The 25,724-nt window shown below is 66.6% G+C and carries 23 protein-coding genes and 1 pseudogene; 16 read left to right on the top strand and 8 right to left on the bottom strand.

What is annotated here, in order from left to right; genetic code table 11:
* Nucleotides 1–50 precede the first annotated feature (50 nt).
* Nucleotides 51–773, top strand: a complete 723-nt coding sequence (locus A5707_RS10390) for a serine protease (protein WP_419866411.1) — start codon at nucleotides 51–53, stop codon at nucleotides 771–773.
* Here the strand turns inward: A5707_RS10390 and acs are convergent.
* On the bottom strand, nucleotides 766–2,724 hold the full coding sequence (acs, locus tag A5707_RS10385) for an acetate--CoA ligase (protein ID WP_065014406.1): 1,959 nt from the start codon (nucleotides 2,722–2,724) through the stop codon (nucleotides 766–768). The genes A5707_RS10390 and acs overlap by 8 nt on opposite strands.
* Before the next feature lie 27 nt (nucleotides 2,725–2,751).
* Between acs and A5707_RS10380 the strand changes: the two genes are divergently transcribed.
* From A5707_RS10380 to A5707_RS10360, 5 genes are read left to right on the top strand one after another with little or no spacing between them, the layout of a single operon-like run.
* Nucleotides 2,752–4,350 carry a peptide ABC transporter substrate-binding protein gene (locus A5707_RS10380; protein ID WP_156657755.1) on the top strand — a complete coding sequence of 533 codons (1,599 nt, stop codon included), beginning with the start codon at nucleotides 2,752–2,754 and terminating at the stop codon, nucleotides 4,348–4,350.
* A gap of 1 nt (nucleotide 4,351) precedes the next feature.
* Complete coding sequence (locus A5707_RS10375; RefSeq protein WP_065014405.1) at nucleotides 4,352–5,278, top strand: ABC transporter permease; 927 nt, start codon at nucleotides 4,352–4,354, stop codon at nucleotides 5,276–5,278.
* Nucleotides 5,271–6,149, top strand: coding sequence for an ABC transporter permease (locus tag A5707_RS10370; RefSeq protein ID WP_065014404.1), 879 nt, complete (start codon nucleotides 5,271–5,273; stop codon nucleotides 6,147–6,149). Before A5707_RS10375 ends, A5707_RS10370 begins: the two co-directional genes overlap by 8 nt.
* A complete protein-coding gene (locus A5707_RS10365; RefSeq protein WP_065014403.1) occupies nucleotides 6,137–7,720 on the top strand; it encodes a dipeptide ABC transporter ATP-binding protein in 1,584 nt (527 codons plus the stop codon). The genes A5707_RS10370 and A5707_RS10365 overlap by 13 nt, the downstream gene beginning before the upstream one ends.
* Nucleotides 7,721–7,731: 11 nt before the next feature.
* A complete protein-coding gene (locus tag A5707_RS10360) occupies nucleotides 7,732–8,472 on the top strand; it encodes an oxidoreductase (RefSeq protein ID WP_065014402.1) in 741 nt (246 codons plus the stop codon).
* A 431-nt stretch (nucleotides 8,473–8,903) separates the two neighbouring features.
* On the opposite strand, the gene A5707_RS10355 is transcribed toward A5707_RS10360, so the two are convergent.
* Nucleotides 8,904–9,761 (bottom strand): HAD-IB family hydrolase, encoded by an 858-nt coding sequence (locus A5707_RS10355; protein ID WP_065014401.1) that lies wholly within the window; start codon nucleotides 9,759–9,761, stop codon nucleotides 8,904–8,906.
* Nucleotides 9,762–10,205: 444 nt separating this feature from the next.
* Here A5707_RS10355 and ssd point away from each other — a divergent pair, with 444 nt between their 5' ends.
* Entirely contained in the window at nucleotides 10,206–11,252 is a 1,047-nt protein-coding gene (gene ssd / locus A5707_RS10350; protein ID WP_156657758.1) for a septum site-determining protein Ssd, read from the top strand.
* A pseudogene (locus A5707_RS10345) lies at nucleotides 11,249–12,235 on the top strand (TadA family conjugal transfer-associated ATPase); the annotation flags it as partial. The gene ssd and the pseudogene A5707_RS10345, both read left to right, overlap by 4 nt.
* Before the next feature lie 181 nt (nucleotides 12,236–12,416).
* Here the strand turns inward: A5707_RS10345 and A5707_RS10340 are convergent.
* Nucleotides 12,417–13,106, bottom strand: coding sequence for a TetR/AcrR family transcriptional regulator (locus A5707_RS10340; RefSeq protein ID WP_046284848.1), 690 nt, complete (start codon nucleotides 13,104–13,106; stop codon nucleotides 12,417–12,419).
* A gap of 206 nt (nucleotides 13,107–13,312) precedes the next feature.
* Here A5707_RS10340 and A5707_RS10335 point away from each other — a divergent pair, with 206 nt between their 5' ends.
* The 3 genes from A5707_RS10335 (at nucleotide 13,313) to A5707_RS10325 (ending at nucleotide 17,482) form a co-directional block, all read left to right on the top strand.
* Nucleotides 13,313–13,771 (top strand): PaaI family thioesterase, encoded by a 459-nt coding sequence (locus A5707_RS10335; RefSeq protein WP_046284847.1) that lies wholly within the window; start codon nucleotides 13,313–13,315, stop codon nucleotides 13,769–13,771.
* 90 nt (nucleotides 13,772–13,861) lie between these two features.
* Nucleotides 13,862–14,296, top strand: a complete 435-nt coding sequence (locus A5707_RS10330) for a DUF6188 family protein (protein WP_046284846.1) — start codon at nucleotides 13,862–13,864, stop codon at nucleotides 14,294–14,296.
* 69 nt (nucleotides 14,297–14,365) lie between these two features.
* Complete coding sequence (locus A5707_RS10325) at nucleotides 14,366–17,482, top strand: RND family transporter (protein ID WP_082108291.1); 3,117 nt, start codon at nucleotides 14,366–14,368, stop codon at nucleotides 17,480–17,482.
* A gap of 112 nt (nucleotides 17,483–17,594) precedes the next feature.
* Here A5707_RS10325 and A5707_RS10320 read toward each other — a convergent pair whose 3' ends face one another.
* The 5 genes from A5707_RS10320 to A5707_RS10300 all read right to left on the bottom strand — a co-directional run bounded on the left by A5707_RS10320 (nucleotide 17,595) and on the right by A5707_RS10300 (nucleotide 23,464).
* Nucleotides 17,595–18,008, bottom strand: a complete 414-nt coding sequence (locus A5707_RS10320) for a hypothetical protein (protein ID WP_046284845.1) — start codon at nucleotides 18,006–18,008, stop codon at nucleotides 17,595–17,597.
* Nucleotides 18,005–20,233 carry a tyrosine-type recombinase/integrase gene (locus A5707_RS10315; RefSeq protein ID WP_046284844.1) on the bottom strand — a complete coding sequence of 743 codons (2,229 nt, stop codon included), beginning with the start codon at nucleotides 20,231–20,233 and terminating at the stop codon, nucleotides 18,005–18,007. The genes A5707_RS10320 and A5707_RS10315 overlap by 4 nt, the downstream gene beginning before the upstream one ends.
* Complete coding sequence (locus A5707_RS10310; protein ID WP_109401152.1) at nucleotides 20,217–21,422, bottom strand: tyrosine-type recombinase/integrase; 1,206 nt, start codon at nucleotides 21,420–21,422, stop codon at nucleotides 20,217–20,219. The genes A5707_RS10315 and A5707_RS10310 overlap by 17 nt, the downstream gene beginning before the upstream one ends.
* Nucleotides 21,423–21,444: 22 nt before the next feature.
* Nucleotides 21,445–22,698, bottom strand: coding sequence for an ImmA/IrrE family metallo-endopeptidase (locus tag A5707_RS10305; RefSeq protein WP_052741218.1), 1,254 nt, complete (start codon nucleotides 22,696–22,698; stop codon nucleotides 21,445–21,447).
* A gap of 64 nt (nucleotides 22,699–22,762) precedes the next feature.
* Nucleotides 22,763–23,464, bottom strand: coding sequence for a hypothetical protein (locus A5707_RS10300; protein ID WP_046284843.1), 702 nt, complete (start codon nucleotides 23,462–23,464; stop codon nucleotides 22,763–22,765).
* Between the two features lie 183 nt (nucleotides 23,465–23,647).
* On the opposite strand from A5707_RS10300, the gene A5707_RS23780 reads away from it, so the two are divergent.
* The 5 genes from A5707_RS23780 to A5707_RS10280 all read left to right on the top strand — a co-directional run.
* A complete protein-coding gene (locus A5707_RS23780; RefSeq protein ID WP_156657753.1) occupies nucleotides 23,648–23,809 on the top strand; it encodes a hypothetical protein in 162 nt (53 codons plus the stop codon).
* Entirely contained in the window at nucleotides 23,806–24,597 is a 792-nt protein-coding gene (locus A5707_RS10295) for a type II secretion system F family protein (protein ID WP_065014398.1), read from the top strand. The genes A5707_RS23780 and A5707_RS10295 overlap by 4 nt, the downstream gene beginning before the upstream one ends.
* A gap of 7 nt (nucleotides 24,598–24,604) precedes the next feature.
* Nucleotides 24,605–25,195, top strand: a complete 591-nt coding sequence (locus A5707_RS10290; RefSeq protein WP_156657751.1) for a type II secretion system F family protein — start codon at nucleotides 24,605–24,607, stop codon at nucleotides 25,193–25,195.
* Between the two features lie 39 nt (nucleotides 25,196–25,234).
* Nucleotides 25,235–25,441, top strand: coding sequence for a DUF4244 domain-containing protein (locus A5707_RS10285; RefSeq protein WP_065014397.1), 207 nt, complete (start codon nucleotides 25,235–25,237; stop codon nucleotides 25,439–25,441).
* A gap of 47 nt (nucleotides 25,442–25,488) precedes the next feature.
* Nucleotides 25,489–25,724, top strand: a 236-nt coding sequence (locus tag A5707_RS10280; protein WP_082969381.1) for a TadE family type IV pilus minor pilin, incomplete at its 3' end; no start/stop codon positions are given.

The raw sequence follows: 25,724 nt of genomic DNA, 5'->3' as shown, positions 1-25,724 counted from the left end.
GCCACGTTAGACTGACGCATCCGTTCCGGATCCGCGACAGGAGTAGCCCTTTGCAGACAACGCATTGTCGGCTGCTGCGTGTAGGGGCGATGGCGGCGGTTGCCGCCTTGGTGTGCCTCGTGGGTCTACGCGCCACCAGCGCTGGGGCCGACGACAGGGTGCCGATCGGTGGCGGCGCCGGCATCGTCATCGACGGCGACACGTTGTGCACGCTGACCAGTATCGGCAACGACAACACCGGCGCACTGATCGGTTTCACCTCCGCGCATTGTGGTGGTCCGGGCGCTCAGGTCGCCGCCGAAGCCGCGCAGAATCGCGGCACGTTGGGCACCATGGTGGCCGGCAACGACATTCTCGATTACGCAGTCATCCGGTTCGACCCGGCCAAGGTGATCCCCGTCGCCGATCTCGGCGGATTCGTGATCAACGGCATCGGCCCCGATCCGGCGGCCGGTCAGATCGCCTGCAAGCAGGGCCGCACCACCGGCAACTCCTGCGGCGTCGTGTTCGGACCGGGCCAAGACCCGGGCACCCTCGTCATGCAGGTGTGCGGGCAGCCGGGCGACTCCGGGGCTCCGGTCGTCGTCGACAATCTGCTGGTCGGCATGATCCACGGCGCGTTCAGCGAAGCCCTGCCGACCTGCGTCATCAAATACATCCCGCTGCACACCCCGGCGACGGTGGTGTCGATCAACGCGGTGCTGGCCGACCTCGCCGCCAAGGGCCGCCCGGGCGCCGGATTCGTTCCCGTCTCGGCCAGCCCGGCTACTTAGCCGCGCGGATCGCGTCGAACACGTCGGGGTCGAGCAGTGTCGACGTGTCGCCGAGTTCGCGGTTCTCGGCGATGTCGCGCAGCAACCGGCGCATGATCTTGCCGCTGCGGGTTTTCGGCAACTCGGGCACCACATGAAGTTCGCGCGGCCGGGCAATCGGTGAGATCGTCCGGGCCACCTCGCCGCGCAGCTCTTCGATGATCTCTTCGTCGACGGTTTCGGGTTGATCGGCCTGGAGCACGACGAAGGCGCAAATCGCTTGTCCGGTGGTCTCGTCGGTGGCCCCGACCACTGCGGCCTCGGCCACCCCGGAGTGACCGACCAACGCCGACTCCACCTCGGCGGTGGAGATCCGGTGGCCGGACACATTCATCACGTCGTCGATGCGGCCCACCACCCAGATGGCGCCGTCCGCGTCGTAGCGAGCGCTGTCTCCGGCGAAGTACCAGCCCTGCTCGGCGAACTTGGACCAATAGGTTTCGCGGTAGCGGTCAGGGTCGCCCCAGATACCACGCAGCATGCCCGGCCACGGCTGGTCCATCACCAGATAGCCGGTGACGTGCTCGCCTTCGTCGCTGTCCGGCGGCGTGAGCGTGTTGCCGTCGTCATCGACGATCTTGGCCGAGATGCCCGGCAGCGGTGTCATCGCCGAGCCCGGCTTGGTCGCGGCCACACCGGGCAGCGGCGAGATCATCGACGCGCCGGTTTCGGTCTGCCACCAGGTGTCCACCACCGGGGTGCGGTCAGCGCCGACGACGGAGCGGTACCACCGCCAGGCTTCGGGGTTGATCGGTTCGCCGACCGATCCCAACAGCCGCAGGCTGGACAGGTCGTGCGCGTCGGGAATCTCGCGGCCCCACTTCATGAAGGTGCGGATCAACGTGGGGGCGGCGTAATAGATAGTGACGCCGCGCTTTTCGATGACCTCGAAATGGCGGTGCTGAGTGGGTGTGTCGGGGGTGCCTTCGTAAATCACCTGGCTGACGCCGTTGGACAGCGGGCCATAGACGCTGTAGGTGTGCCCGGTGACCCAGCCGATGTCGGCGGTGCACCAGAACACGTCGGTGTCGGGCTTGATGTCGAAGATGCTGTGGTGGGTGTACGAGGTCTGGGTGAGAAACCCTCCGCTGGTGTGCATGATGCCCTTGGGCTTGCCGGTGGTGCCCGAGGTGTAGAGCAAAAACAGCGGATGTTCGGCGTCGAAAGCTTCCGGAGTGTGTTCGGCCGGCGCCGAGTCGACGACGTCGTGCCACCACAGATCTCGACCCTCGGTCCAGGGCACGTCGATGCCGGTGCGCCGGACCACCAAAACATGCTCGACGGGGCTGTCGGCGCCGACCGCTTCGTCGGCCGCCTCCTTCAGCGGTGCCGGCTTGCCGCGCCGGAACTGGCCGTCGGCGGTGATCAGCAGCTTGGCCTCGGCATCGGCGATCCGGGCGCCCAGCGCCTTGGCGGTGAAACCGGCGAACACGACGCTGTGCATGATGCCCAGCCGCGCGCAAGCCAGCATCGCGATGATCGCCTCCGGAATCATCGGCAGATAGATCGCGACGCGGTCGCCGGCGACCAGCCCCAGCTTGCTCAGCGCGTTGGCGGCCTTGCAGACCTGCGCGTGCAACTCTGCATAGGTGAGTTCGCGGCTCTCGTCGACCGGTTCGCCTTCCCAGTAGATGGCGGTCCGGTCGCCGTGGCCCGCCTCGACGTGGCGGTCCAGACAGTTGTAGGCAACGTTGAGCCGGCCGCCGACGAACCATTTGGCGAACGGCGCTTCCGACCAGTCCAGCACCTGCTCGAACGGCGTCGCCCAGGACAGCCGGTTGGCCTGCTTGGCCCAGAACGCCAGCCGGTCCTGTTCGGCCTCGCGGTAGTCGCCGTCACCGACGTTCGCGTGTGCGGCGAACTCGTCCGGCGGCGGGTATGACGACGGCGCCTCGGCATGTGTTTCGGTCACCTCCTGAGCCTAGCTAGGGTCGCAGCCATGATGCGTGCGACGGCGGCGGCAGTTGTTGCCGTCGTGGCGCTAGCGGTGCTCACCGGGTGTGGCGGCCCGGCCGTGAATACCGACGTGGTGATGGTCAACGCCGGCGAGCCGCAAAACCCGCTGATCCCGACCAACACCAACGACAGCAACGGCGGCCGTATCATCGACCGGCTGTTTGCCGGGCTGATGTCCTACGACGCCGAGGGCACACCGTCATTGGAGGTGGCTCGGTCGGTCGACACCACCGACAACGTCAACTACCGCATCACGCTCAAACCGGGCTGGACCTTCACCGACGGGTCGCCGGTGACGGCGCACTCGTTCGTCGATGCCTGGAATTTCGGTGCGCTGACCACCAATGCCCAGCTGCAGCAGAGCTTCTTCAGCCCGATCGCCGGTTTCGACGAGGTCGCCGCCGCCACGCCGACCGCGACCACGATGTCCGGCCTGCACGTGGTCAACGACCACGAATTCACCGTCCGGCTCAAGGCGCCGACTATCGATTTCACACTGCGGCTTGGGTTTTCACCGTTCTACCCGCTACCTGACGCGGCCTTCGACGACATGGCGGCTTTCGGGCAGCATCCCGTCGGCAACGGTCCCTACCGGCTCGTCGACGGATACGCCTGGCAGCACAACGTCAAACTCGACCTGGTGCCCAACCCCGGCTACCACGGCAACCGCATGCCGCAGAACAAGGGGCTGCGCTTCGTTTTCTACGCGAATCTGGACACCGCCTATGCCGATCTGTTGTCGGCCAATCTCGATGTGCTGGACACTATTCCGCCCAGCGTGCTGCCGGTCTACCGCAAAGACCTCGGCGACCGCGCGGTCAGCGCGCCGGCGGCAAGCAACCGGGCTCTCGACACACCGCTGCGACTGGCCCATTTCGGCGGAGAGGAGGGCCGGCTGCGCCGGCTCGCGCTGTCTGCGGCGATCAACCGACCGCAGATCTGCCAGCAGTTCTTCGCCGGAACATGTTCGCCCGCCCGTGAATTCACGGCCAGTTCACTGCCTGGATTCGACCCGAACATCGACGGCAGCGAGGCATTGGACTTCGATCCGGACCGCGCGCGACGGCTGTGGGCACAGGCCGACGCCATCTCGACATGGGCCGGTCAGTACGCGATCGCCTACAACGCCGACGGCGGTCACCAGGAGTGGGTGGACGCGGTCGCCAACAGCATCAAGAACGTGCTGGGCATCGATGCCGCCGGGGCGCCACAGCCGACCTTCGCGGGGTTTCGCACCCAGATCACCCGTCGCACCATCACCACCGCCTTCCGCGCCGGCTGGCAAGGGGACTATCCGTCGATGCTGCAGTTCCTCGAGCCGCTGTTCGTCACTGCAGCCGGATCCAACGACGTCGGCTATTCCAACCCCGCGTTCGACACTGCGCTGGCCGACGCCGAAGCCGCGCCGACGCTGCCGCAATCCCATGCGCTGACCAATGCGGCGCAGCGAATCCTGTTGCGCGACATGCCCACCATCCCGTTGTGGTACACGATCGCCGTCGCGGGCAGGTCACCAGCGGTCAGTAATGTCGCGCTCACCTGGAACGGCCTGCCCGACTACGAACGCATCGTCAAGGCCTGACATGGGTTGGTACATCGCCCGACGCGTTGCCGTCATGATCCCGGTTTTCCTCGGCGCGACACTGATGATCTACGGGATGGTTTTCCTGCTGCCCGGCGACCCGCTGGCCGCGTTGGGTGGCGACCGGCCGTTGAGCCCCGCGGTGGCCGCGCAACTGCGTGCCCAATACCATCTCGACGACCCGTTCGTGCTGCAGTACCTGCACTACCTGGGCGGCATCCTGCGAGGTGATTTGGGCCACGCTTACTCCGGGCTGCCAGTCAGTACTGTTCTGGCACAAGCTTTTCCGGTGACCATTCGGCTTGCGCTGATCGCGCTGGCGGTCGAGGCGTTGCTGGGTATCGGGTTCGGGGTGGTCGCCGGGCTGCGCCGGGGCGGGATCTTCGACGCCGGCGTGCTGATCGCCAGCCTGGTCATTATCGCGGTCCCGATTTTCGTGCTGGGCTTTCTGGCGCAGTTCGTGTTCGGCGTTCGGTTGGGCATCGCGCCGGTGACCGTCGGTGATCAGGCGACGCTGGGGCGACTGCTGCTGCCGGGCATCGTGCTGGGTTCGGTGTCGTTCGCCTATGTGGTGCGGTTGACCCGCTCGGCGGTGGCCGCCAACGCGCACGCCGATTACGTGCGCACCGCCACCGCCAAGGGGTTGTCGCGGCCGCGGGTGGTGACAGTGCATATCCTGCGCAATTCTCTGATCCCGGTGGTGACCTTTCTCGGCGCAGATCTCGGTGCGCTGATGGGCGGAGCGATCGTCACCGAGGGCATCTTCAACATCCACGGTGTCGGCGGTGTGCTCTATCAGGCGGTCACCCGCCAGGAGGCGCCGACGGTGGTGTCGATCGTGACGGTGCTGGTGGTCATCTATCTGATCACCAATCTGTTGGTGGATTTGCTCTACGCCGCGCTAGACCCCCGGATCCGCTATGGCTGACCGTGAAGACCTTGGGGCAAGCGGCTTTTGGCGCGACACCTGGCGAGAACTACACGGTCGGCCCAAGTTTCTCTTCGCCGCGGCGCTGATCTTGCTCGTCGGTGTCATGGCGGCGTTTCCGGCATTGTTCACCGCCGCCGATCCCGGCTATGCCGATCCCAACCAGAGCATGCTGGCGCCGTCTGCGGCGCATTGGTTCGGCACTGATCTGCAGGGCCACGACATCTACGCCCGCACCGTCTATGGCGCGCGCGCGTCGATCACCGTCGGGCTGGGCGCCACCGCGGCGGTGTTCGTCATCGGTGGGGCGCTGGGGGCGTTGGCCGGTTTTTACGGCCGTTGGCTCGACGCGGTGGTCTCTCGGGTGGCCGACGTTTTCTTCGGAATCCCGTTGCTGCTGGCCGCCATCGTGCTGATGCAGGTGATGCATCACCGCACGGTGTGGACCGTGATCGCGATCCTGGCTTTATTCGGCTGGCCGCAGATCGCCCGGATCGCCCGCAGTGCGGTGATCGCCGTGCGGACCAGCGACTACATAGTGGCCGCAGAAGCGTTGGGGCTGGGTAGGTTTGCCATCTTGGTGCGCCACGCGCTGCCCAGCGCGATCGGCCCGGTTATCGCGGTCGCCACCATCGCGTTGGGAATGTTCATCGTCACCGAGGCCACGCTGTCCTACCTCGGTGTCGGGCTGCCGCCCTCGGTGGTGTCCTGGGGCGGTGATATCAACATCGACCAGACCCGGCTGCGGGCCGGCTCGCCGATCCTGTTCTATCCCGCGGGCGCGCTGGCGATCACGGTGCTGGCGTTCATGATGATGGGCGATGTCCTGCGGGATGCCCTCGACCCGGGGTCACGCTCATGGCGCGCATGACTGAACCGCTGCTGAGCGTGCAGGGTCTGGAAGTCCGCTTCGACGACGATGCGCCGACAGTCCGGGGCGTGGATCTGACGGTGCACCGCGGCCAGACCGTCGCGGTCGTCGGCGAGTCAGGGTCGGGGAAATCCACCACCGCCGCGGCCATTCTGGGGCTACTGCCCGGAGGTGGGCGGATCACCGCAGGCCGCATCGTGTTCGACGGTCTCGACATCACCGCGGCCGACCGGCGCCGCATCCGTTCGATCCGCGGCAGTGGCATCGGTTACGTGCCGCAGGATCCGATGACCAACCTGAACCCGGTCTGGAAAGTGGGCTTTCAGATCCGGGAGGCGCTGCGAGCCAACAACGTCGATGACGCCGATGCCGTACAGGTGCTCGGGGCGGTGGGGATGCCGGATCCGGTGACGCGGGCCAGGAGTTATCCGCATCAACTGTCCGGCGGGATGTGCCAGCGCGCGCTGATCGCGATCGGGCTCGCCAGCCGGCCACAACTGCTGATTGCCGACGAGCCGACCTCGGCCCTGGACGTCACCGTGCAGCGCCGGGTGCTCGACCACCTGCAACGTCTCACCGCTGAACTGGGCACCGCGGTACTGCTGATCACCCACGACTTGGCGCTGGCGGCCGAGCGCGCCGAGCACCTGATCGTCATGCACCGCGGCCTTGTCGTGGAAGCCGGCGCAGCACAGACCGTCTTGCAAGCTCCGCGGCATGACTACACCCGGCGACTGGTGGCCGCGGCCCCGTCGATGCACCGGCCCGTCGAGCGCACCCCCGTCGTCAGCGACGACGTGATCGTGGTCAACGGGCTGACCAAAGTCTTCCGGCAGTCGCACGGCGCACCGTGGCGCAGGACGGATTTCCGCGCCGTCGACGACGTGTCGTTTCGGCTGCGACGAGGGACCACGTTGGCAATTGCCGGCGAATCGGGATCGGGAAAATCCACATTGGCCCGGATGATGCTCGGGCTGTTGCAACCCACGTCGGGCGTGGTCAGTTTCGACGGTCAAGACATCGCCGCGCTGGGCCGCCGGGCGATGTTGGCGTTTCGTCGGCGGGTCCAGCCGGTGTTCCAGAATCCCTACAGCAGCCTGGACCCGATGTACTCGGTGTTCCGCGCGATCGAGGAGCCGCTGCGGATTCACCGGATCGGCGATGGCCGGCGCCGCCGCGCGGCGGTGCGCGAGCTGGCCGATCAGGTGGCGTTGCCGTCTGCACTGCTGAGCCGGCGACCACGCGAGCTGTCCGGCGGCCAGCGTCAGCGGGTGGCGATCGCCCGCGCCTTGGCGCTGCGCCCGGAGGTGCTGGTCTGCGACGAGGCGGTGTCGGCCCTCGACGTCGTCGTGCAGGCGCAGATCTTGGATCTGCTCACCGAGCTGCAGTCCGAGCTCGATCTGAGCTATGTGTTCATCAGCCACGATTTGGCGGTGATCCGACAGATCGCCGACGAGGTCGTGGTGATGCGCGCCGGGCGGGTGGTCGAGCACGCCCCCAGCACCGAGTTGTTCACCCGTCCGCGGCATGACTACACCCGCGAGCTGCTGGCGGCGATCCCCGGCGCCTAGGGTGACTGGTCATGACCGACCCGCTGGCACCGCTGATGGAGCTGCCCGGCGTCGCCGTCGCCGCCGAACAGGCACGCGACGCACTCGGCCAGGCCCATCGGCATAAGGCCAACCGGCGGGGCTGGCCGGTGACCGCCGCCGAGGCGGCGTTGCGGGCAGCGCGGGCCTCGTCGGTCTTGGATGGCGGGCCCATCCAGCTCGACGAGTCGGCGACCAGCGACCCGGTGTTCGGCGGTGCGCTGCGGGTGGCGCAGGCGCTCGAAGGCGGCGAGACCAACCTGGTGGCGGTGTGGCGGCGGGCGCCGCTGCAGGCGTTGGCGCGGCTGCACATGTTGGCGGCCGCCGATCAGGTCGACGAAGGTCGGTTGGGCCGGCCGCGGGCCGGCGCTGATGTCGGGCCGCGCCTGGAGCTGTTGGCAGAAGTGGTGAGTGGCGGCACCCGGGCGCCGGCACCGGTGGTCGCCGCAGTCGCGCACGGTGAGCTGCTGGCGTTGGCGCCGTTCGGCAGCGCGGACGGCGTGGTGGCCCGTGCGGTGTCGCGGCTGATCGCCATCGCCACCGGACTGGATCCGCACGGGCTGGGAGTACCCGAGGTGACGTGGATGCGTCGTGCCGCCGACTATCGCGACGCCGCGCACGGCTTCGCCGCAGGCACCGGCGCGGGCATGGCGGCTTGGCTGAAGTTGTGCTGCCGGGCCATGCAGGACGGTGGGCGGGAGGCGTTGTCGATTGCCGAATCGCTGGCCAAGTAGGTTGCCAGCGGTCGGCGTCAGCAAGGGTCGGACATGTGAAGCGGGCGGCGATCCGAAGAGTTCGGCTCACCGCCCGCTAGCACGGTACTCGGTTACCAAGCGTGCATTCTCGGGGTTGCGTGGGTGGCCTCGGCGATCTTGCGAGGCGCCCGGTTGCGGCCCTACCCAAAGGGCCGTCGAGGCCGTCCACTTCTCGCAATTACGCAGGCCCGCAACACTTCTGCCATTATCGCGGCTATGACTCCGCGTGGGTGCCGGGAACCGTGCTGGGGGCCCGGATTGGGAGATCGAACCTTCTCTTCCGGATCGACCTTGGCCTCACCGGGCTTCCGTGACTCCTTTGTACTACGTGACCCGTATCACAGCAAGTGTCAAATGAGTAAAGCTTGGAAACAACTTGAAATAGCAATCGCAAGGAGTTTGCTGGCGAACTACCAAGCGAAGCGTCGCAGCAACGAATAGGTGACCGCTCCGGCGGCCAGCGCGCTGACCCCCACCGCGGCCGTTGTGGCGACCGCAGCCCCCGACGGTGCCGGGATGCGATCGCGCAGCGACACCGGACGGGAGAAACTGAGCACCGGCCATCCGCGGGCCGTCGCCTCCTTGCGCAGCGCACGGTCGGGATTGACCACACTCGGATGCCCGACCGCTTCCAGCATCGGTATATCGGTGATCGAGTCGGAGTACGCATAACAGTGCTCGAGCACGTACCCCTCGCGGGCGGCCAACTCGCGGATGGCCTGCACCTTGCCGTCGCCGTAGCAGTAGAACCCGATCTCTCCGGTGTACTTGCCGTCCTCGACGACCATGCGCGTGGCCATCGCGTGGGTGGCTCCCAACGCGCGGGCGATCGGCGCCACCAACTCGTCGCCGGATGCCGACACCACCACCACGTCGCGCCCGCACAATTTGTGCCCGGCGATCAGGTCGGCGGCTTCGGCGAACACCAACGGCGTCACGATGTCATGCAGCGTCTCGTTGACTATCGACTTGACCTGCTCGACATCCCACCCGGTGCACATGTTGGTCAGGTGTATACGCATCCGATCCATCTGATCGTGGTCGGCGCCGGACAACAGATAGAGGAACTGGGCATAGCTGGATTTGAGCACCGCCCGACGGTTGATCAAGCCCTGATTGAAGAACGGTCTACTGAACGCCAGCGTGCTGGACTTGGCGATGATGGTCTTGTCGAGATCGAAGAAAGCAGCGGTGCGGGCGGGCGGGACGGCGGTGTCCCGCACTTCCGGTGAAGTTTGCTGATCGGCGGCCGGGTCGGGGGCGGTCACCGGCTCAGCATAGGGCGGCGTTGGCCTGCGTCGCGAGAACCGCGGACAAAACAGCCGGTCAATTGAGGCGTGATCGCTCGCTGCGGCCGGCCACCGTCCGCTGCGCCGAGTTCGATGTCCTGCTTCCTTTTGCAAGCGGATCTTGCGCCCAATAGCCCTGTCGTGTGTATAGTAAGCGGTACTCGGCTTTGTGCCGAGGGTGGATCAGCCCGACCCCCCGGGGCTGATACACGACGACCCTCGCCTCCTCCCCCCCTGGCGGGGGTCGTCCCTTTTGCCGGGTTGGCCCATCGGGCGGCAATACTTCTTCGACATCCGCGCCGGCCGGTTTGCGCACAGATCCGACTTTGTCCACAGATCGCGGTTTGCCGCTGGCGCCCCCGGGACGCCGCCAGGCACGGTGAGCGGGTGGCTGCGACAACTGGTGTCACCGGTGTGCTGGCGCTGGTGGCCGAACCTCACCTGCGTGACGAAGTGGACCGGGTCGGCGCCGCTGTCGGCGTGCGGGTGGTCCATGTCCGCGACGGTTCGCCGGTGAGCCGCAAAGCGTGGTCGGCCGCCGCAGCGGTGTTGCTCGACGCGACGGCAGCGCGGCGTTGCGTGCGCAGTGCACTGCCGCGGCGCGCCCACGTCGTCGTGCTGACCGACAGCGAACCGGCGCCCGACACCTGGGCGGCGGCGGTCCAGGTCGGCGCCCAGCACGTCCTGGCGCTACCCGCGCACGAAGATGAGCTGGTCTGCGAGCTCGCCGAGGCCGGCGAATCGCGACGCGGTGGCCAGGGTCAAGGGCGGGCCGTCGCCGTTATTGGCGGCTGCGGCGGCGCCGGTGCCTCACTGTTCGCCGCCGCGCTGGCCTACAGCGCCGCCGAGCCGCTGCTGCTCGATCTCGACCCGTGGAGCGGAGGCATTGATCTGCTGCTCGGCGGCGAGAACACCGCCGGGTTGCGCTGGCCGGACGTGGCGTTGCAGGGCGGGCGGCTGCATTGGGCGGCGGTGCGCGAGGCGCTGCCGCGCCACCGCGGGATCAGCATGCTTTCGGGCACGCGGCGCGACCACGACCTGGAGCCCGGGGCGGTCAACGCCGTCGTCGATGCCGGCCGGCGCGGCGGTGCGACCGTCGTCTGCGACGTGCCCCGGCGGTTGACCGACGCCGCCCAAACCGCCCTGGATGCCGCCGATCTCGTCGTCGTGATCAGCCCGTGCGATGTCCGGGCCTGCGCGGCGACCGCGACGCTCGCCCCGGTACTCGCGGCCATCAATCCCAATATCGGACTGGTGGTGCGGGGCCCGTCGCCGGGCGGGCTGCGGGCCGGTGAGATCGCCCACATCACTGGCGTGCCGCTGCTGGCGTCGATGCGCGCCCAGCCGCGGCTTGCCGCGCAACTCGAACACGGCGGCCTGCCGTTGCGCCCCCGATCTGCGCTGGCGACGGCCGCGCGACGAGTTCTGACAGTCCTGCCGGCAGGCGACAGCGAAGCCCGCGCAGCATGACCGGTTCGCTCATCGACCGGGTGCGTGAGCGGCTGGCCGCAGAACCCGCTCCGCTGCGGCCCGCTGCGGTGGCCGAGGCGATCCGCGCCGAGTCGGGCGGGGTGCTCGGCGACACCGAGGTGCTGAGCAACCTTCGGATGCTGCAGACCGAGTTGACCGGTGCCGGAATCCTCGAGCCGCTGTTGTGCGCCGACGGCACTACCGATGTTCTGGTCACCGCGCCGGACGCGGTCTGGGTCGACGACGGCAACGGATTGCGGCGCAGCGCTGTCCGCTTCGCCGACGACGCGGATGTGCGACGGTTGGCGCAGCGGTTGGCGTTGGCCGCCGGTCGCCGGCTCGATGACGCCCAACCGTGGGTGGACGGCCAGCTGACCGGCGTGGGCGCCGCGGGCATTGCGGTGCGGCTGCACGCCGTGTTGCCGCCCATCGCCGACGGCGGCACCTGCCTGTCGTTGCGGGTGTTGCGTCCCGCCACTCAGGATCTGGCGGCGCTGACCGCCGCGGGCGCCATTGCGCCGCACGCCGCCGCGCTGCTCGGCGAAGTCATTGCCGCCCGGCTGGCGTTTCTGGTGTCCGGCGGTACCGGGGCGGGCAAAACCACGCTGTTGGCGGCGATGCTCGGTGCGGTGTCACATTGTGAGCGCATCGTGTGTGTCGAGGACGCCGCCGAGCTCGCGCCCGCGCATCCGCACCTGGTCAAGCTGGTCGCGCGATGCGCCAATATCGAAGGCGCCGGCGAAGTGACGCTGCGTCAGCTGGTTCGGCAGGCGCTGCGGATGCGTCCCGACCGCATCGTGGTCGGAGAGGTCAGAGGCGCCGAGGTGGTCGACCTGCTGGCCGCGCTCAACACCGGCCATGACGGTGGCGCAGGCACCGTGCATGCCAATAGCCCGGGCGAGGTGCCGGCCCGGTTGGAAGCGTTGGGCGCGCTCGGTGGCCTCGACCGCGGTGCGCTGCACAGCCAGCTCGCCGCGGCGGTCTTATCTGGTGTCGCGAGCATGTGTGTATGACTGTTACCGATTAGGTGCGTCCCGTGCCGATCAGCCTAATCGGGAACGATTGAATCGCACGGTGTGCCCGCCTAGGGATTGCGCGGCTGCCATCCCGGCCCGTTTCTCCTGTCGCCTGCCCGGTTGCACTGATTGCGCCCCGGGAGAGGGCTCACCCCGGGCGGTTGTCGTCTGTGCCCCTTTGACCGTCGGGCTGTGGAACTGCGGATTGGGCTTCCTGGGTCCGGTGAGTGGCCAGGAAGTCGTCGACGATGCGGGCGCAGTCGTGTGCGGTGATGGATCGCAGGCCGGTCATTCGTGCGAACGCGAGTGGTCCGATGAGTTGGCACAGTGCGAGATCCGGGTCCAGGCCGTCGAATTCAGCAGCGGCCTCAATGTCTTGCAGGATGGCGTCGAAGGGCTGCCGGTATTGGTTGATGACCCGCGCTCGCAGCGCCTGCGGGGCATGTTCGGTGCTGGCGTGATCGATTGTGGTCGGGCCCAGGGCGAGCCAGGCCAGCATGGTGATGTGTGCTGGGGCGTCGGCGAACAGCGCAGACTGTCGGGTGAGCAGTTCGATGAGTCGTTCGCGCAATGTCCCACTGGCCGGCCCGGGTGGGGTTACTTGAGGTAAGAGTCGCTCGAAGGTGGCCGCGAGCAACTGCGATGAGCTGCCGAAATGGCGGTAGAGGGTGGTGCGGGCCACCTTGGAAGCTTTGGTGACCGCCTCGATGGTGACGGCTTCGATGCCACCGCTGCTGAGCAGCGCGGTCGCGGCGTCGAGCAAGCGGTTGCGCGACCGGGTCCGGCGGGGGTCAATATCGTCGTCATCGGGCACCGGCGGTACCTGCTCGCTGCTCACACCCACTCACCCCTCGCCTCATTCCAGATTCCCGACCAATTACCCGCGTCACCGCCCGTAACGGGTACCGTACCAACGGTAGCGCAGCGAAACTATGTGTACCGAAGGTGTCGTTGGTGGCCGATCACTCACCGCATCACGATGTCGCGTCCGGCCGCTCGGGTGCGGCACGGCCTGAGCTGCTGCCCGCACATACTCGGACGTGTATGGGTTGCGGACCGCAGAATCCGCACGGTCTGCAGCTGGTGGTTTACCGCAGCGGCGACACGGTGTACGCGGACGTGACTTTCGACGAACGCCACGTCGGCGCGCCCGGTCTGGCGCACGGCGGGGCGGTCGCCGCCGCCTGCGACGACGTGCTGGGGTTCGCGCTGTGGATTGCCGGCGCGCCCGCTGTGACACGCAGCCTGACCGTCGAATACCTCCAGCCGGTCGTGCTGCATCGATCCCACCGCATCACCGCGCACATTGCCTCCCGGGAAGGCCGCGTGCTGCACATCGGCGCAACCGGCACCGACCCCGAGGGGGCCACCCGATTCACCGCAAATGCGGTGTTCGTCGTGGTCACCGCCGATCACTTCGCCGCCTATGGCGACGTAGCAGCGTTCGAACATCTTCTTCGGCGGCTCGGGGACAACGGGGCGCCGAGCGATCCGGAATCCTGACCCGCAACCCGTAACGCTATTACTAGTAGCGCAGCGCTACTTGCCGTACCATTTCAGTGCAGACCGGTTGGGCGTCGACGGAGGTGCGCGATGTACACCACGTGGATCGAAGGTTGCACCGTGCAGCGGATGTCGTTGCAGGGTGATCTGGTGTTGAGCTTTGATGACGCCAACGAGGTAGTCATCAGTTGCCTGCTGTGGCTTGCCCTGCCGGCTAGCGGTGAGTTTCCGGCCGAGGAAGTGCTCATCGACCCGCGCGAGGTCGCCGCCCACCAACGTCCGCTACTGGATCTGGCGGGTGCGGTGTGCACGAAGGCATGCCACGACGATTCCGGTCGGCTACTCCTGAGCTTCTCCAACGGCCTGCGCATCGAGGTCAGCGCCAACGAGCGCGCCACCGCCTGGGAGCTCTACGGCAAACACCACGGTTACATGGCGTGCCTGCCGCACGGCAGGGTCAAGGTGGTCCGCCATGACATCCCCTACGACGAGGACGACAATGCCGGTGCAACGACCCCCAACTAAGGATCTTCGTCATCGCCGGCAGCCGAGTCATTGTGACCGGCGGCAGCGTCTTTCGTGGGCGCAGGCGCGGTGAGTGCGGACAACCCGGGCGGTGCGGGCACGGCAACCCTGCCTGTGCGGGCCCGCAACGGGGTGGCCGATCCGGGCCAATCCAGTGAGTACAGCAGCCGGTTAGCAACACTGGCCGGGTTCACGGTGCGTCATAAAGCACTGGTCATCGGCGGCTGGATCGCCGTCGCCGTGCTGCTTGCACTGGTGTTCCCGCAGCTGGAAACGGTGGTACGGCAGCAATCGGTGAACCTGATCCCCCGCGACGCCGCGTCGTTTCAAACCGTGGACCGCATGAGCGCGGCCTTCGGTGAACAGGGCTCCAAAACGATGCTGGTCGTGGCGATGGAAGACCCCGACGGCTTAACCGCGCCGGTGCGCAACCGCTATGAGCAGTTGGTGGTGCAGCTGCGCGCCGATACCGACCACGTCTTGCTGGTTCAAGATCTGCTCGCCGACCCGGTCACCGCGGCGCATGCGACCAGCAATGACGGCAAAGCCTGGTATCTGCCGGTGGGTGTGGCCGGCACCCTGGGTGACCCCAAGGCCGCCGAATCCGTCCAAGCCGTGCGCGACATCGCCGCCGGTTTATTCGCCGGTTCACCGACGACCGTGCACGTGACGGGCCCGGCGGCCACCTTCAACGACCAGATCGCTGCCGCCGAACACGACCTGCTGCTGATCTCGATCGCCACCGCCGCGCTGATCGCACTGATCCTGCTGATTGTCTACCGGTCGGTGTTCACCGCCTTGCTGCCCCTGCTGGTGATCGGGGTCAGCCTGGCCGTCGGCCGTGGTGTGCTGTCTGTCCTCGGCGAGAGCGGCATGCCCGTCTCGCAGTTCACCGTGGCGTTCATGACCGTGATCCTGCTCGGGGCGGGCACCGACTACACGGTGTTTTTGATCAGCCGCTACCACGAACAGCGCCGCGCACATGTCCCCGCCGATCAGGCCGTCATTCATGCCACCGCCAGCATCGGGCGCGTGATCCTGGCCTCGGCGGCCACCGTTGCGCTGGCCTTTTTTGCCATGGTTTTCGCTCGCCTCAGTGTTTTCGCCGGGCTCGGCCCGGCCTGCGCGGTCGCCGTGCTGGTCGGATTCCTGGCCACCGTGACCCTGTTGCCGCCGGTGCTGGCGCTGGCCGCCCGCCGTGGAATCGGCGAGCCGAAATCCGATCGAACCCGCCGCTACTGGAACAGTGTCGCTGTCGCGGTGGTCCGCCGGCCGGTGCCACTGTTGGCCGTGAGCCTGGTGATCCTGCTGGCCCTCTCGGCCATCGCCACCACGATGAAGATCAGCTACGACGACCGCAAAGGCCAGCCTGCCACCACCGCCAGCAACCAGGGTTACCAACTGCTGGATCGCCACTTCCCCAAAGACGTCGTCATCACCGAATTTCTCGTCGTGGAGAACCCCGACGACATGCGCACCAGCAAAGGTCTGGCCGACCTCGACGAGATGGCCTCCCGGGTCGCCCAAGTATCCGGGGTCACCAAAGTCATCGGGATAACCCGCCCCACCGGCACCCGTCTCGAACAAGCCCAACTGTCTTGGCAGAACAGGCAGATCGGCGACAAGATGGCCGACGCCGTCGCCGATGGCGACGCACGAAAAGGCGACCTCACTCAACTCACCGACGGCGCCGATCAACTCGCTGGCGGCCTGGCCCAGCTCGATGCCGCCCTGCACGCGATCTTGACCCCGCTGTCGGGCGTACTGGCCCGAGCCCAATCCGGTGACACCCTGCTGTGGTCATCTCGACCGTTGCTGCAAGAACTTTCGGCCTCCGCACCCACCGTCGACCAAGCCATCCAATCCGGCCCCGGGCTGCGGTCGCGGGCGGATCAAGCCGAAACCGCCCTCGCCGTGCTGGCCCCCCTCGTCGATGGCCTGAACACTTCCGAGTGGTGTGCCACCACGCCGCAATGCGCGCAAATCCGTAACCAGGTCCGGATCCTGGTGAGTTTGCGCGATAACGGATTCTTCACCGAAGTCGCCACCCTCGGCGATCGCTACAACCCTGACACCGACGCCACCATTGCTGGCACCCTTGCCGACATACAAGCCGCTGCCGCAGCACTTGACAAGGCCTTCGGAACTCAGGGTGATCCCGCGGACCCGGCCGGCAACATCGGCCGGCTCCAAGAGGGCGTCGGCCAACTCGCTTCCGGGGCGCAAGCGCTGGCCGCCGGTGTGCACGCCCTGGCCGACAGCAACATCGAAATGTTGGCTCGGATGGGCCAGGTCGCCGCCCAACTGCAGAACTCGGCCCGCGCCAGCGCCGGCTCTGACGCAGCGAGCGGTTTCTACCTGCCCGCCAGTGCCTTCGATAACCGTCAATTCACCGACGTTGCCAAACAATTCCTCTCACCCGATGGCAAAACCGCCCGCTTTGTCGTCGAATCCAGCTACGACCCCTACAGCGCGCAGGCGATCACCCTCGCCCGCCAGATCGTCGAGACCGCCGACACCGCCCGCCCCAACACCACCCTGGCCAACGCCACTATCGCCGTTGCCGGGTTCCCCGCCGTCAACTCCGACATCCAACGGCTCCTGTCGGCTGACTTCACCCAACTGGCCATCAGCACCCTGGTCATCGTCGGACTCATCCTCATCCTGCTCTTGCGCGCCCTGCTCGCCCCGCTATACCTGCTGGGGACGGTCGTGCTGAACTACCTGGCCTCACTGGGCATCGGAGTGCTGGTCTTCCAATGGGGACTCGGCTACGAAATCGCCTGGCCCGTCCCGTTGCTGGCTTTCATCATCCTGGTAGCCGTCGGCGCCGACTACAACATGCTGCTCGTCTCACGGCTGCGGGAGGAATCCAAACACAACATTCGCGTAGGGGTACTGCGCACCGTCGCCCGCACCGGCTCGGTCATCACCTCGGCCGGAATCATCTTCGCCGCCAGCATGTTCGGACTGATGTTCGGCTCCATCGCGATCATGATCCAAGTCGGCCTCATCATCGGCTGCGGACTCCTACTCGACACATTCCTCGTTCGCACCCTCACCGTCCCCGCCATCGCCACACTCCTGCGCGAAGCCAGCTGGTGGCCCAACACGCCGCGCTCTATCCCACCTCCACACCGTCAGGCCCGCCTGAGCGATCCGTATTACGACACAGGCACCCTGTAACCGCCGCAGATTGGGGGATTACGGCTACGGGTGCGTGGTTTCGGCGCCACAATGGCTGGAATCGCGAGTGAAGTGCAGGCGGTGCCCCAAGCCGTTGTTGCGATGGCACCCATTAGCCGCCGCCCCCTGCACCGTTTCCGGCGTCGAGTTGTCCGTAGAGCAGTGCGATTGTCGATTCTTGTTCGGCAAGCTTGGTTCTCAGTGCGCGGATCTCACCGTCCTTGGCGACCAGTTGGGCACGTAGGGCGGCTACGACGGTGCTCTCGCGGCCCGTCGCGGCGTCGAGCGAAGGCGGCTGGCGTCGGTAGGCGTCGATGATCGCGACGAGGTCGCGGTGCTTGTAGACGGTCTTGCGTTCTACGCCGGCGCGGGCAGCGACGGTGGATATGTTGATGATGGCGTTGGTCTTGCGCAGGTGTTTGATGGCGCGTTCGATATCCCGGCGCTTGGTCTGGGAGATGTTCTTACGGTAGTCGGCCAGGGCGCGGCGGGCGTTATCCGAAGGGGGAGGGGGGCGTTGCCTCATCCGGGTGCGTTGGGGTCGGCTTTGCGTAGAACAGATTCGTGGCTGCCGCGGGTCTTGACCTTCAACAGCGGCAACCGGTTTGAGGCACCAGCACCGCCCACACTGGCTCCGTTCGCGAGGCCCTCGGTGTCGGTGTGCAGACGCTCGATGATCGCGTCCAGAGAGGCGATCTCCCGGCGCCGTTCGTGAATCCACACGTTGTCGTCGGTGAGTTCCCGCCCGCTACGTCGCCGGTACTGTTCGCGGCGGACCTCGATCAAGTTGACGGTCTTGGCGCGCTGCGCGATCAATTCGTCGAGATGAGTGGCGTCGGTGGCGAAATGCCCGCATGACAGACAAGCATTTCCTTTGTCACAGCTCTTCAGCGGAGGAAGCAGGCACACGCCGTTGGGAAGTACCCGATCCGTGCGGGCCGCCAGTTGAGTCATGTCATAAATATCGGATGGACTGATTGCGATATCGGTGCCGTGTGCGCCGACCTTCTTGTGCCGCAGGAATTCTGACTCAGCTGTTGCAGCAAGCGTCGCAGCGTAGCGCAGGGTCATCTCAGGGGATGCGTGCCCAAGGTATCGCTGTACCACGTGAATGGGAACGCCGTCGTTTAGCAACTCGGTGGCCCGGGTATGGCGCAGCCGATGGGTCTGGCTGAACCGCAGCGGACGCCCGGCCGAGTCGGCCAGGCCGTGAACCTTGTCGAGTTTGTTCAGTGCCACACCGTAGGACTGGTAGGTGCGGGCCCGGTGGCCCTGATGCTGGTGGCGCAGTCCGAGGAACAGGTACTTCGGGCTCAGCCCAGGGTAGCGGCGGCGAACCCACTGTTGCTGTTCGGTGATCACGTTGACCACCGCCTTCTCAACCAGGATCGACGGCAGTACCCCGTCGACCTTGGTCTGCTGGTAGCGCAACTTGGCGACGAATGCGTTGGGGTCATCGGAATCTGTGGGGCGTTCCGGGCCGGGAATAGCGGTCAGAGGGTCGAAGTCGAGCATCAGTATCTCCGAGGCTCGGCGTCCGGTCAGCGCCTGCAGCAGCCAGACGCGCGCGGCTTGCGGGTCTCCGAGGCCGGCGACAACCGAGATCGTTGCATCAGGGTGAGTGATGGCCACCGGCATACCGCGATCGGCCGCCAGCACATCGAGGTAGCACAGCATCTGCTGCAATTCCGACGTGGAGAACCACGTCAGCTCCCGCTGCCGGTTGGCGCGGCGCGTTCGAAACGCCGCGCCCCACAGACGCGTGTAGGTGTCGGTGATCTGAGCCCACCGGGGGTCGCCGGTCGCCGCAGCGGCTTCCTCGGCGTGATCAACCATGAAGGCGTAGAACACCTGGGCCTGCGACTGGGTCGAGTCCACCGCGGATGCTGACAACGGCCGGTCTGGTTTGAACTGTGCGGATGGGGATTTCAGGTAGTTGGAGAACTCGGTGAACAACAACCGCAGGGCGGCGCGGTCATCGGCCAACAGTGGGGTGCTGATGTTGCGGGCGGCCAAGAACGGGCCGAGGTGCCTGGCCATGTTGCGAGCACGATCGGCTACCGATGACCAGCGCAGCAATTCCGCGGTTATGGAGGTGCGCAGCCAGAACCGCACGCCCTCACGCAGCCAGGGCGGGTGGATCGCGGCAAGTTTGACGACTTGGTCATGGCTGGGTTCATGTTCGCGCTGTGGTATGCGGGGATCAGCCCGTAGATCCCAGATGTCATGGGCCCACCACGGGGCATCGGTGCAGCGCACCGATACGTAAAGATGCAGGTGCTCGATCAAGGCCACGACCTGGCGCCGAGCCCCCGCGGAGGGCAGGCGGGCGTTGCGGCGCTCAAAGCGCACCACGGCGTGACGTACGACATCCTCGGCCGCGAGGTCTGCAATGCTCACTGGAGGCCGGTGATACCGCTGCTGGTGCTCGGCGGCGGCGTCGGTCAAGGCGACGGCCGTCCACTTCAGCAGGAACGGCTCGATCTTGCGGATTCCTTCGTGGCCGCACAACCACACCCACCACGCCATTTCTTGGCGAAAGCGTTCTGGGACATCGGCGGGGGTGAAGTCGTGGCCGTCGGGATTGTTCAGGTAGCGCTGGTTGCGCACGAACACGGCGTCGAACGGTGCAGCGTCGATGCGGTAGTGCAAAGTTCGCCACGATTCAGGGACCTGCTGCCATTGCCGATCCCACACGGTGGCCGCCGCGGATCCTGCAGAATCGACGTGACTGTTACGGGGTTGAGTCATGGCTCACCTTCCAGCCGGCGACGAAGCTCTTCCACTGCGCGACCGTGCGCATCTCGGCGTCGGCGGTCACCCACCCGTAGATCGACAGCGTGGTCTGCACATCGGCGTGGCCGAGACGGCGCATCACCACGTGTTCAGGCACCCCAGACAACAGCAGAGCTGTAGCGTGGGTGTGGCGCAGCCAGTGAGGAGTCCAGTCCTGCGGCAACACATCAGCATGGGCGGCCGTGAGGGTGTCCACCTTGTCGTAGACGGTTTCCGGGCGCAACGGTGCATAGCGCTGGCCGCGTGCCAGATTGACGAACACGAAGTGCGACGCCAGATCGGCAACCGCGACGTCGGCGGCCCACCCGATCAGCTGCCACACGTACTCGCTGTAGAGGGCTACCAGATCATCGCCGATGTAGATCCGGCGTGCACCGGACTTGGCTCGTACCCCATGGGGGTGATCGTCGCGGCCGGCCACCAGAATCGACGGAGTCTCACCCCCGGTGATATGGAAATCATTGTGGCGCAAAGATAATGCTTCACCTATTCGCATTCCGGTCTCGGCCAGGACGGCGAAGAATAACCGGTCACGCAAACCCGCCTCGCTGCCGGTCCACTCACCCGACGGCGACTGCACACTGCAGCCATCCAGGATGGCGTTGACTTGATCGGGCAACAACACCGGCGTCTCGCTGCGATTGGGTGCACGCCGGCGGTGCACAGGCACCTCCTGATCACGTCGCGGTCCGACACCAGCCAGGGTGGGGGCATAGCGGCGCCGCGAGGATCGGGCGTGGGAGGAAAACAAGCGGCGGTACGGGCGGGTCAAATCGTGGGCGTCGGCGAAGTACCGGTACATCGACAACACCGCAGCCCCCCGCGGCTGCAACGACGACTCGGCCATCCCAGGCCCGGGCTCACCGATACGGACCATGCCCGGCAGATCCCCAGTCCGCAGATAACACAGGAACTCGCCAAACAGGCTAGTGGGAAAATCATCCCAGGCCGCGCCGGTGTGTTCGAGCACCGTCCACCACGCCGATAGCCCGTATGCGTAGGCACGCACCGTATTTGGAGACGCGCCCTGATCTGCGAGGAACCGCAAGTACTCTCGGGCAGGTGCAACGGGTAGCCGATCGGCGCCGACCACCGTGTAGGTATCAGGCCGGTCCGGGAAACACAGCCGCTGCACCCGCGCCACGTTCAGCAGCCTCTCGCGCCGTTCATGGAGTTTTACCGCGACGGAAATCGTCGAGGCGGACCACTTGATGCCGCTCTTCCGGGGCTGATCCGCTAGCACCGCGCATCCCGACGGCAGCCATCGGGCGCCTGTCAGATGCAGGTGAAGGCCGTTGCGTAGCCAGGAACCATTCGAGCAGATCCGATGGAAATATCATTGACTCGCGTGCGGCCAGCATCGGCACCGAGGCATCCCCGTAGCAGCGTTCCACCCACTTGCGCAGCAGCCTGGGCCGCTCGGGGTCACGTTCGTTCCATCCGGGTTCCGTCATACCCCAGGTATGCCCAGTCTCAGGATTGATCCGTGAATACAGTTGTGTGGTAAGCATTTTTGCGCGATCAGCGTCGATCAATCCCGAGTCACGCATGTGCATGATCAGCGAACCCAACGACAAGCCCCACTTGTCCTTGAGCGGTTTGAGGTTCAACAGTGACATCACCTGTGGCAACTCCGGCGCCAGCGCGGCGACGGGCGCCAACAACTCGGTGGCGAACCGGTTGGCCTCCAACTCCTCGCCCGAGTTCACCGAGCAGTGCCCACGGCTGTGCAACACCAAATGCCCCAACTCATGGGCAACGGTGAATCGGGTCCGTTCCCACGACTCGGATTCGCGCAACACTACGAGCGGGCGATCCCGGTGTCGTCCCACCCAACTCGAATAACCCAAGTGCTTCTCGTCACGCGCTCTCCCCGGTGTGGCCGCGAACTCGCTCTCCCACTCACCCGGAGTGCGCCGCCGGACGATCACCGGTGCACCCAATCGCTCAGTTTCATACATCAAATCATCCAGTGGCTCATGAGGTTCTAGCCCCATCGCCTCGCGCAGCCACCCTGCGGCCTGGACCGCGCTCGGCCGGTGATGATCCTTGCCGCAGATCGACGGGACCTTCACATGAGGCAATTTCGACCGCTCATCCAGGTCGCCGAGAAAATCGCCGGCGAGCGAAGCGAACGTCGCCAAGAAGTCCTGCTCGCCAACAGTCATCGACTTTGGCGCCCGGAAAAGCAACTCACCCGCCGATACGCGAGACTGCGGTTCCGAGCTGAAAAACCGTGCAGGAAAGCGGAACAACTCCGACAGCCCCGCAACCTCATCAACGGACAACATGATCGTCGAAGACTTCTCGATCTTCGTCTGGCGGGCATTGCTCCAGCCAACCAGGCCCACCACAGAAGTTGCCGTCATGCGCCGCAATAGCCGGGCCTGCCGGACCCGTGCACCAAAAACCTCGATCATCGTGCGCTCGATTCAACATCACCCGAGTGGGAGCCCCGCATGCACCCAGCAGTGTGCACGAGGGCTACGACGATTCCGGCGGCGCTTCGTTCAGTGTCTCCTCGGTGACGCCGTCGGCATCCGCGAAGTCCTCGTCCCGGCGCCGCTTTCCGGGCATTGCAACCTCGGTAGCCTGCGTGAACGGATCCATGGTGGGTGCCGTTTTCGCACGCTGCTCCATGATCGGTGGCGGCAGCGGAGTGCTGGCGTAGAGTACCTGAACCTTGTCGGTGAGTATGCCCGCAGCCAAGACCGCACCACCCAAGCCCAGATTGCCTGGCCACCACAGTACGTATTGCCGATACCCGGGAGGCTCCGGAATGCCATCCCCGCCGCCGATTGGGTACCCCAATTCCTCCTCGATACTCAGCTGATGCTCGCCGGGCACATACTCCACCGATTCGAGCAGGCTGCCGTCCCAGTTGCGTGGATGTTTGCGCACCCCGATACGAGACCCCTTCCCGTCGACCAGAACAATCCCAAACCCGTTGCCCTTGATCGCCTTCAAAGTCGAGTCCTCGGTCTGGCGACGCCACCTCGAGAACAGCAACGTCTCCAGCAGCGTGCATGACACGGTGATTCCTCGGGGATCGTTCCCCTGATCGACGTACCGGTCCGGAACCTCCGCCAACCTCGCACACAGATCGCCATGCGTTTCGCCCAACACGAGAGCATGCTGCTCGACGAACTTCTCCACCAGCAGTTGTGGATTGTCGTGTAGGTCCATGGGGTGAATTTTTACCCCGGTATCCCACATCGGCCGGCGCGCCACGCCGTGCAAACTTGGAAAATGTTTGGCCAACCATACCTAAGAGGATACATGTATACGATGATTAATGTGCAGGTAAACACGCTGATTAACCAATAGAACGTGTTAAACCTCTGATAACGCGCGCAGGTGCTGGTCCATGTGGCTCGCGGGGGTGCCGCAGGCCGGCGGGTCAGTGAGATCGCCGTGCTGCGCCGAACCGGCGGGCAGGTGCGCGCGGTCACCGCCTGGCATGTCGATCGCGGGTTCACCGACGCGGCCACCGAACTGCGTCGGCTGCTGGCGAGCAGGTCTGCGAGGTGACCGGCCCGGTATCGGCCGCGCTGGGATTGGCGCTGGCGGTGTCGGTGATGTCGTCATCGCCGCGGCGGCGGCTCGCGCCGGCGCGTGCGCGGATACGTAACTCGCGGGCGGTGGCTAGGTGGTCGGCGGTGTGTGCCGCGGCTGCGCTGGCCTTGGTCCTGGCGCCGACCACGGTTCTCGCCGCCGCGGTGTTGGCCGCGACCTTGGGGATGCGCTACCGGCGTCGCCGCCGCAGCCGTGTCGGCCTGCGCGAGAGCCGGGCACTGGACACGGCGATCGATGTCTTAGTCGGCGAGCTGCAAGTCGGCGCCCACCCGGTCCGCGCGTTTGCGGTGGCGGCCGACGAAAGCGGCGGGGCCGTCGCAACCGGCTGCCGGTCGGTGGCGGCTCGCGCCCGGCTGGGCGCTGATGTGGTTGCCGGCCTACGCAGCGTTGCAGCGACCTCGGCACTCCCCGCGCAATGGGAGCGGATCGCGGCCTGTTGGCAACTGGCCACCGAGCACGGCCTGGCGATGTCCACCCTGATGCGCGCCGCTCAACGTGACATCGCCGAACGGCAGCGATTTTCGGCGCAGGTCACTGCGGCGATGGCCGGTGCCCGCGCCACTGCGGTCATCCTGGCCGGCTTGCCGCTGCTTTCTGTGCTGCTCGGTCAGCTGATCGGAGCGCACCCGATGGCGTTCTTGCTGGGCGGCCATGCGGGCGGCTGGCTGCTGGTGGTCGGAGTAACGCTGGTGTGTGCCGGCCTGCTGTGGTCAGACCACATCACCGACCGGGTGACGCGGTGAGGCACGCATGACGACGCCGGCGATCCTCTTGGCGGCGGCGCTGCTGTGTGGTGTCGCGCCATCGACGGTCCGGGCGCGGGCCGGGACGACGCGCGACACCCGCCGCGTCGCGCGGCCGTCACCGCGCGGGACAGACCCGCTGGCGGTGGCATCGAGCTTGGATGTGCTGGCGGTGTGTCTGGTCTCGGGCATGGCGGTCTCCACTGCCGCGGCGATCACCGCGTCGTCTGCGCCGCCGCCGCTGGCCCGCGTGTTACGGCGAGCCGCCGACCTACTCACGCTGGGCGCCGATCCGGCCGTCGCATGGTCGGCACCGCCGGACATGCCGGCCGAATCGCTAGGCGCCCAGACCGACGCGCTGTTGCGGTTGGCGCGGCGATCGGCATCCTCTGGTGCGGCGCTCGCCCAGGGCGTGGCCGACCTGGCCACCCGGTGTCGCCAGGACACCGCGCACAGCGCGGCTGCTGCCGCCGAGCGCGCGGCGGTGCTGATCGCCGGTCCGCTCGGAATGTGCTTCCTGCCGGCGTTCGTATGCCTGGGCATCGTCCCGGTGGTGGCGGGCCTGGCCGGTGACGTCCTGCAGACGGGTCTGCTGTGACCTCGAACACCCGCATCCGGACCGACAGAGAAGGGGAAGATGAAGGGAGCCAGCATGTTTCGGAGACTTCAACTGCGGTTGACGCTATTGGCGGCCGACGACTCGGGGATGTCTACCGTCGAGTACGCCATCGGCACGATCGCAGCGGCGGCGTTCGGCGCGATCCTGTACACCGTCGTCACCGGCGATTCCATCGTCGCGGCGCTGACCAACATCATCGGGCGGGCGCTGAATACCAAGGTGTAGTCGGCCGTGTCAGCTCAACGGCCGGCGCCAGCACCGTCGAAGCGGCGCTGGCCCTCGCCACGCTGGTCGCGGTGCTGGTGCTCTGCCTTGCCGGGGTCAGCGCGGTGTCGATGCAGGTGCGCTGCGTGGACGCCGCGCGGGAGGCGGCCCGGCTCGCCGCGCGTGGCGACGAGCGCTCGGCGGTCGACGTCGCGCGGCATCTCGCGCCCGGCGAAGCAGTGGTGCAGGTACACCGCGACGGCGACTTCATGGTTGCGACGGTCTCCGCCCGCTCACGCCTGCT

This window comes from Mycobacterium kyorinense, from assembly GCF_001672775.1.
GTDB classification, from domain to species: Bacteria; Actinomycetota; Actinomycetes; order Mycobacteriales; family Mycobacteriaceae; genus Mycobacterium; species Mycobacterium kyorinense_A.
The sequence above is the reverse complement of the archived record's forward strand: the minus strand, read 5'-3'. Positions and strand labels throughout refer to the sequence as shown.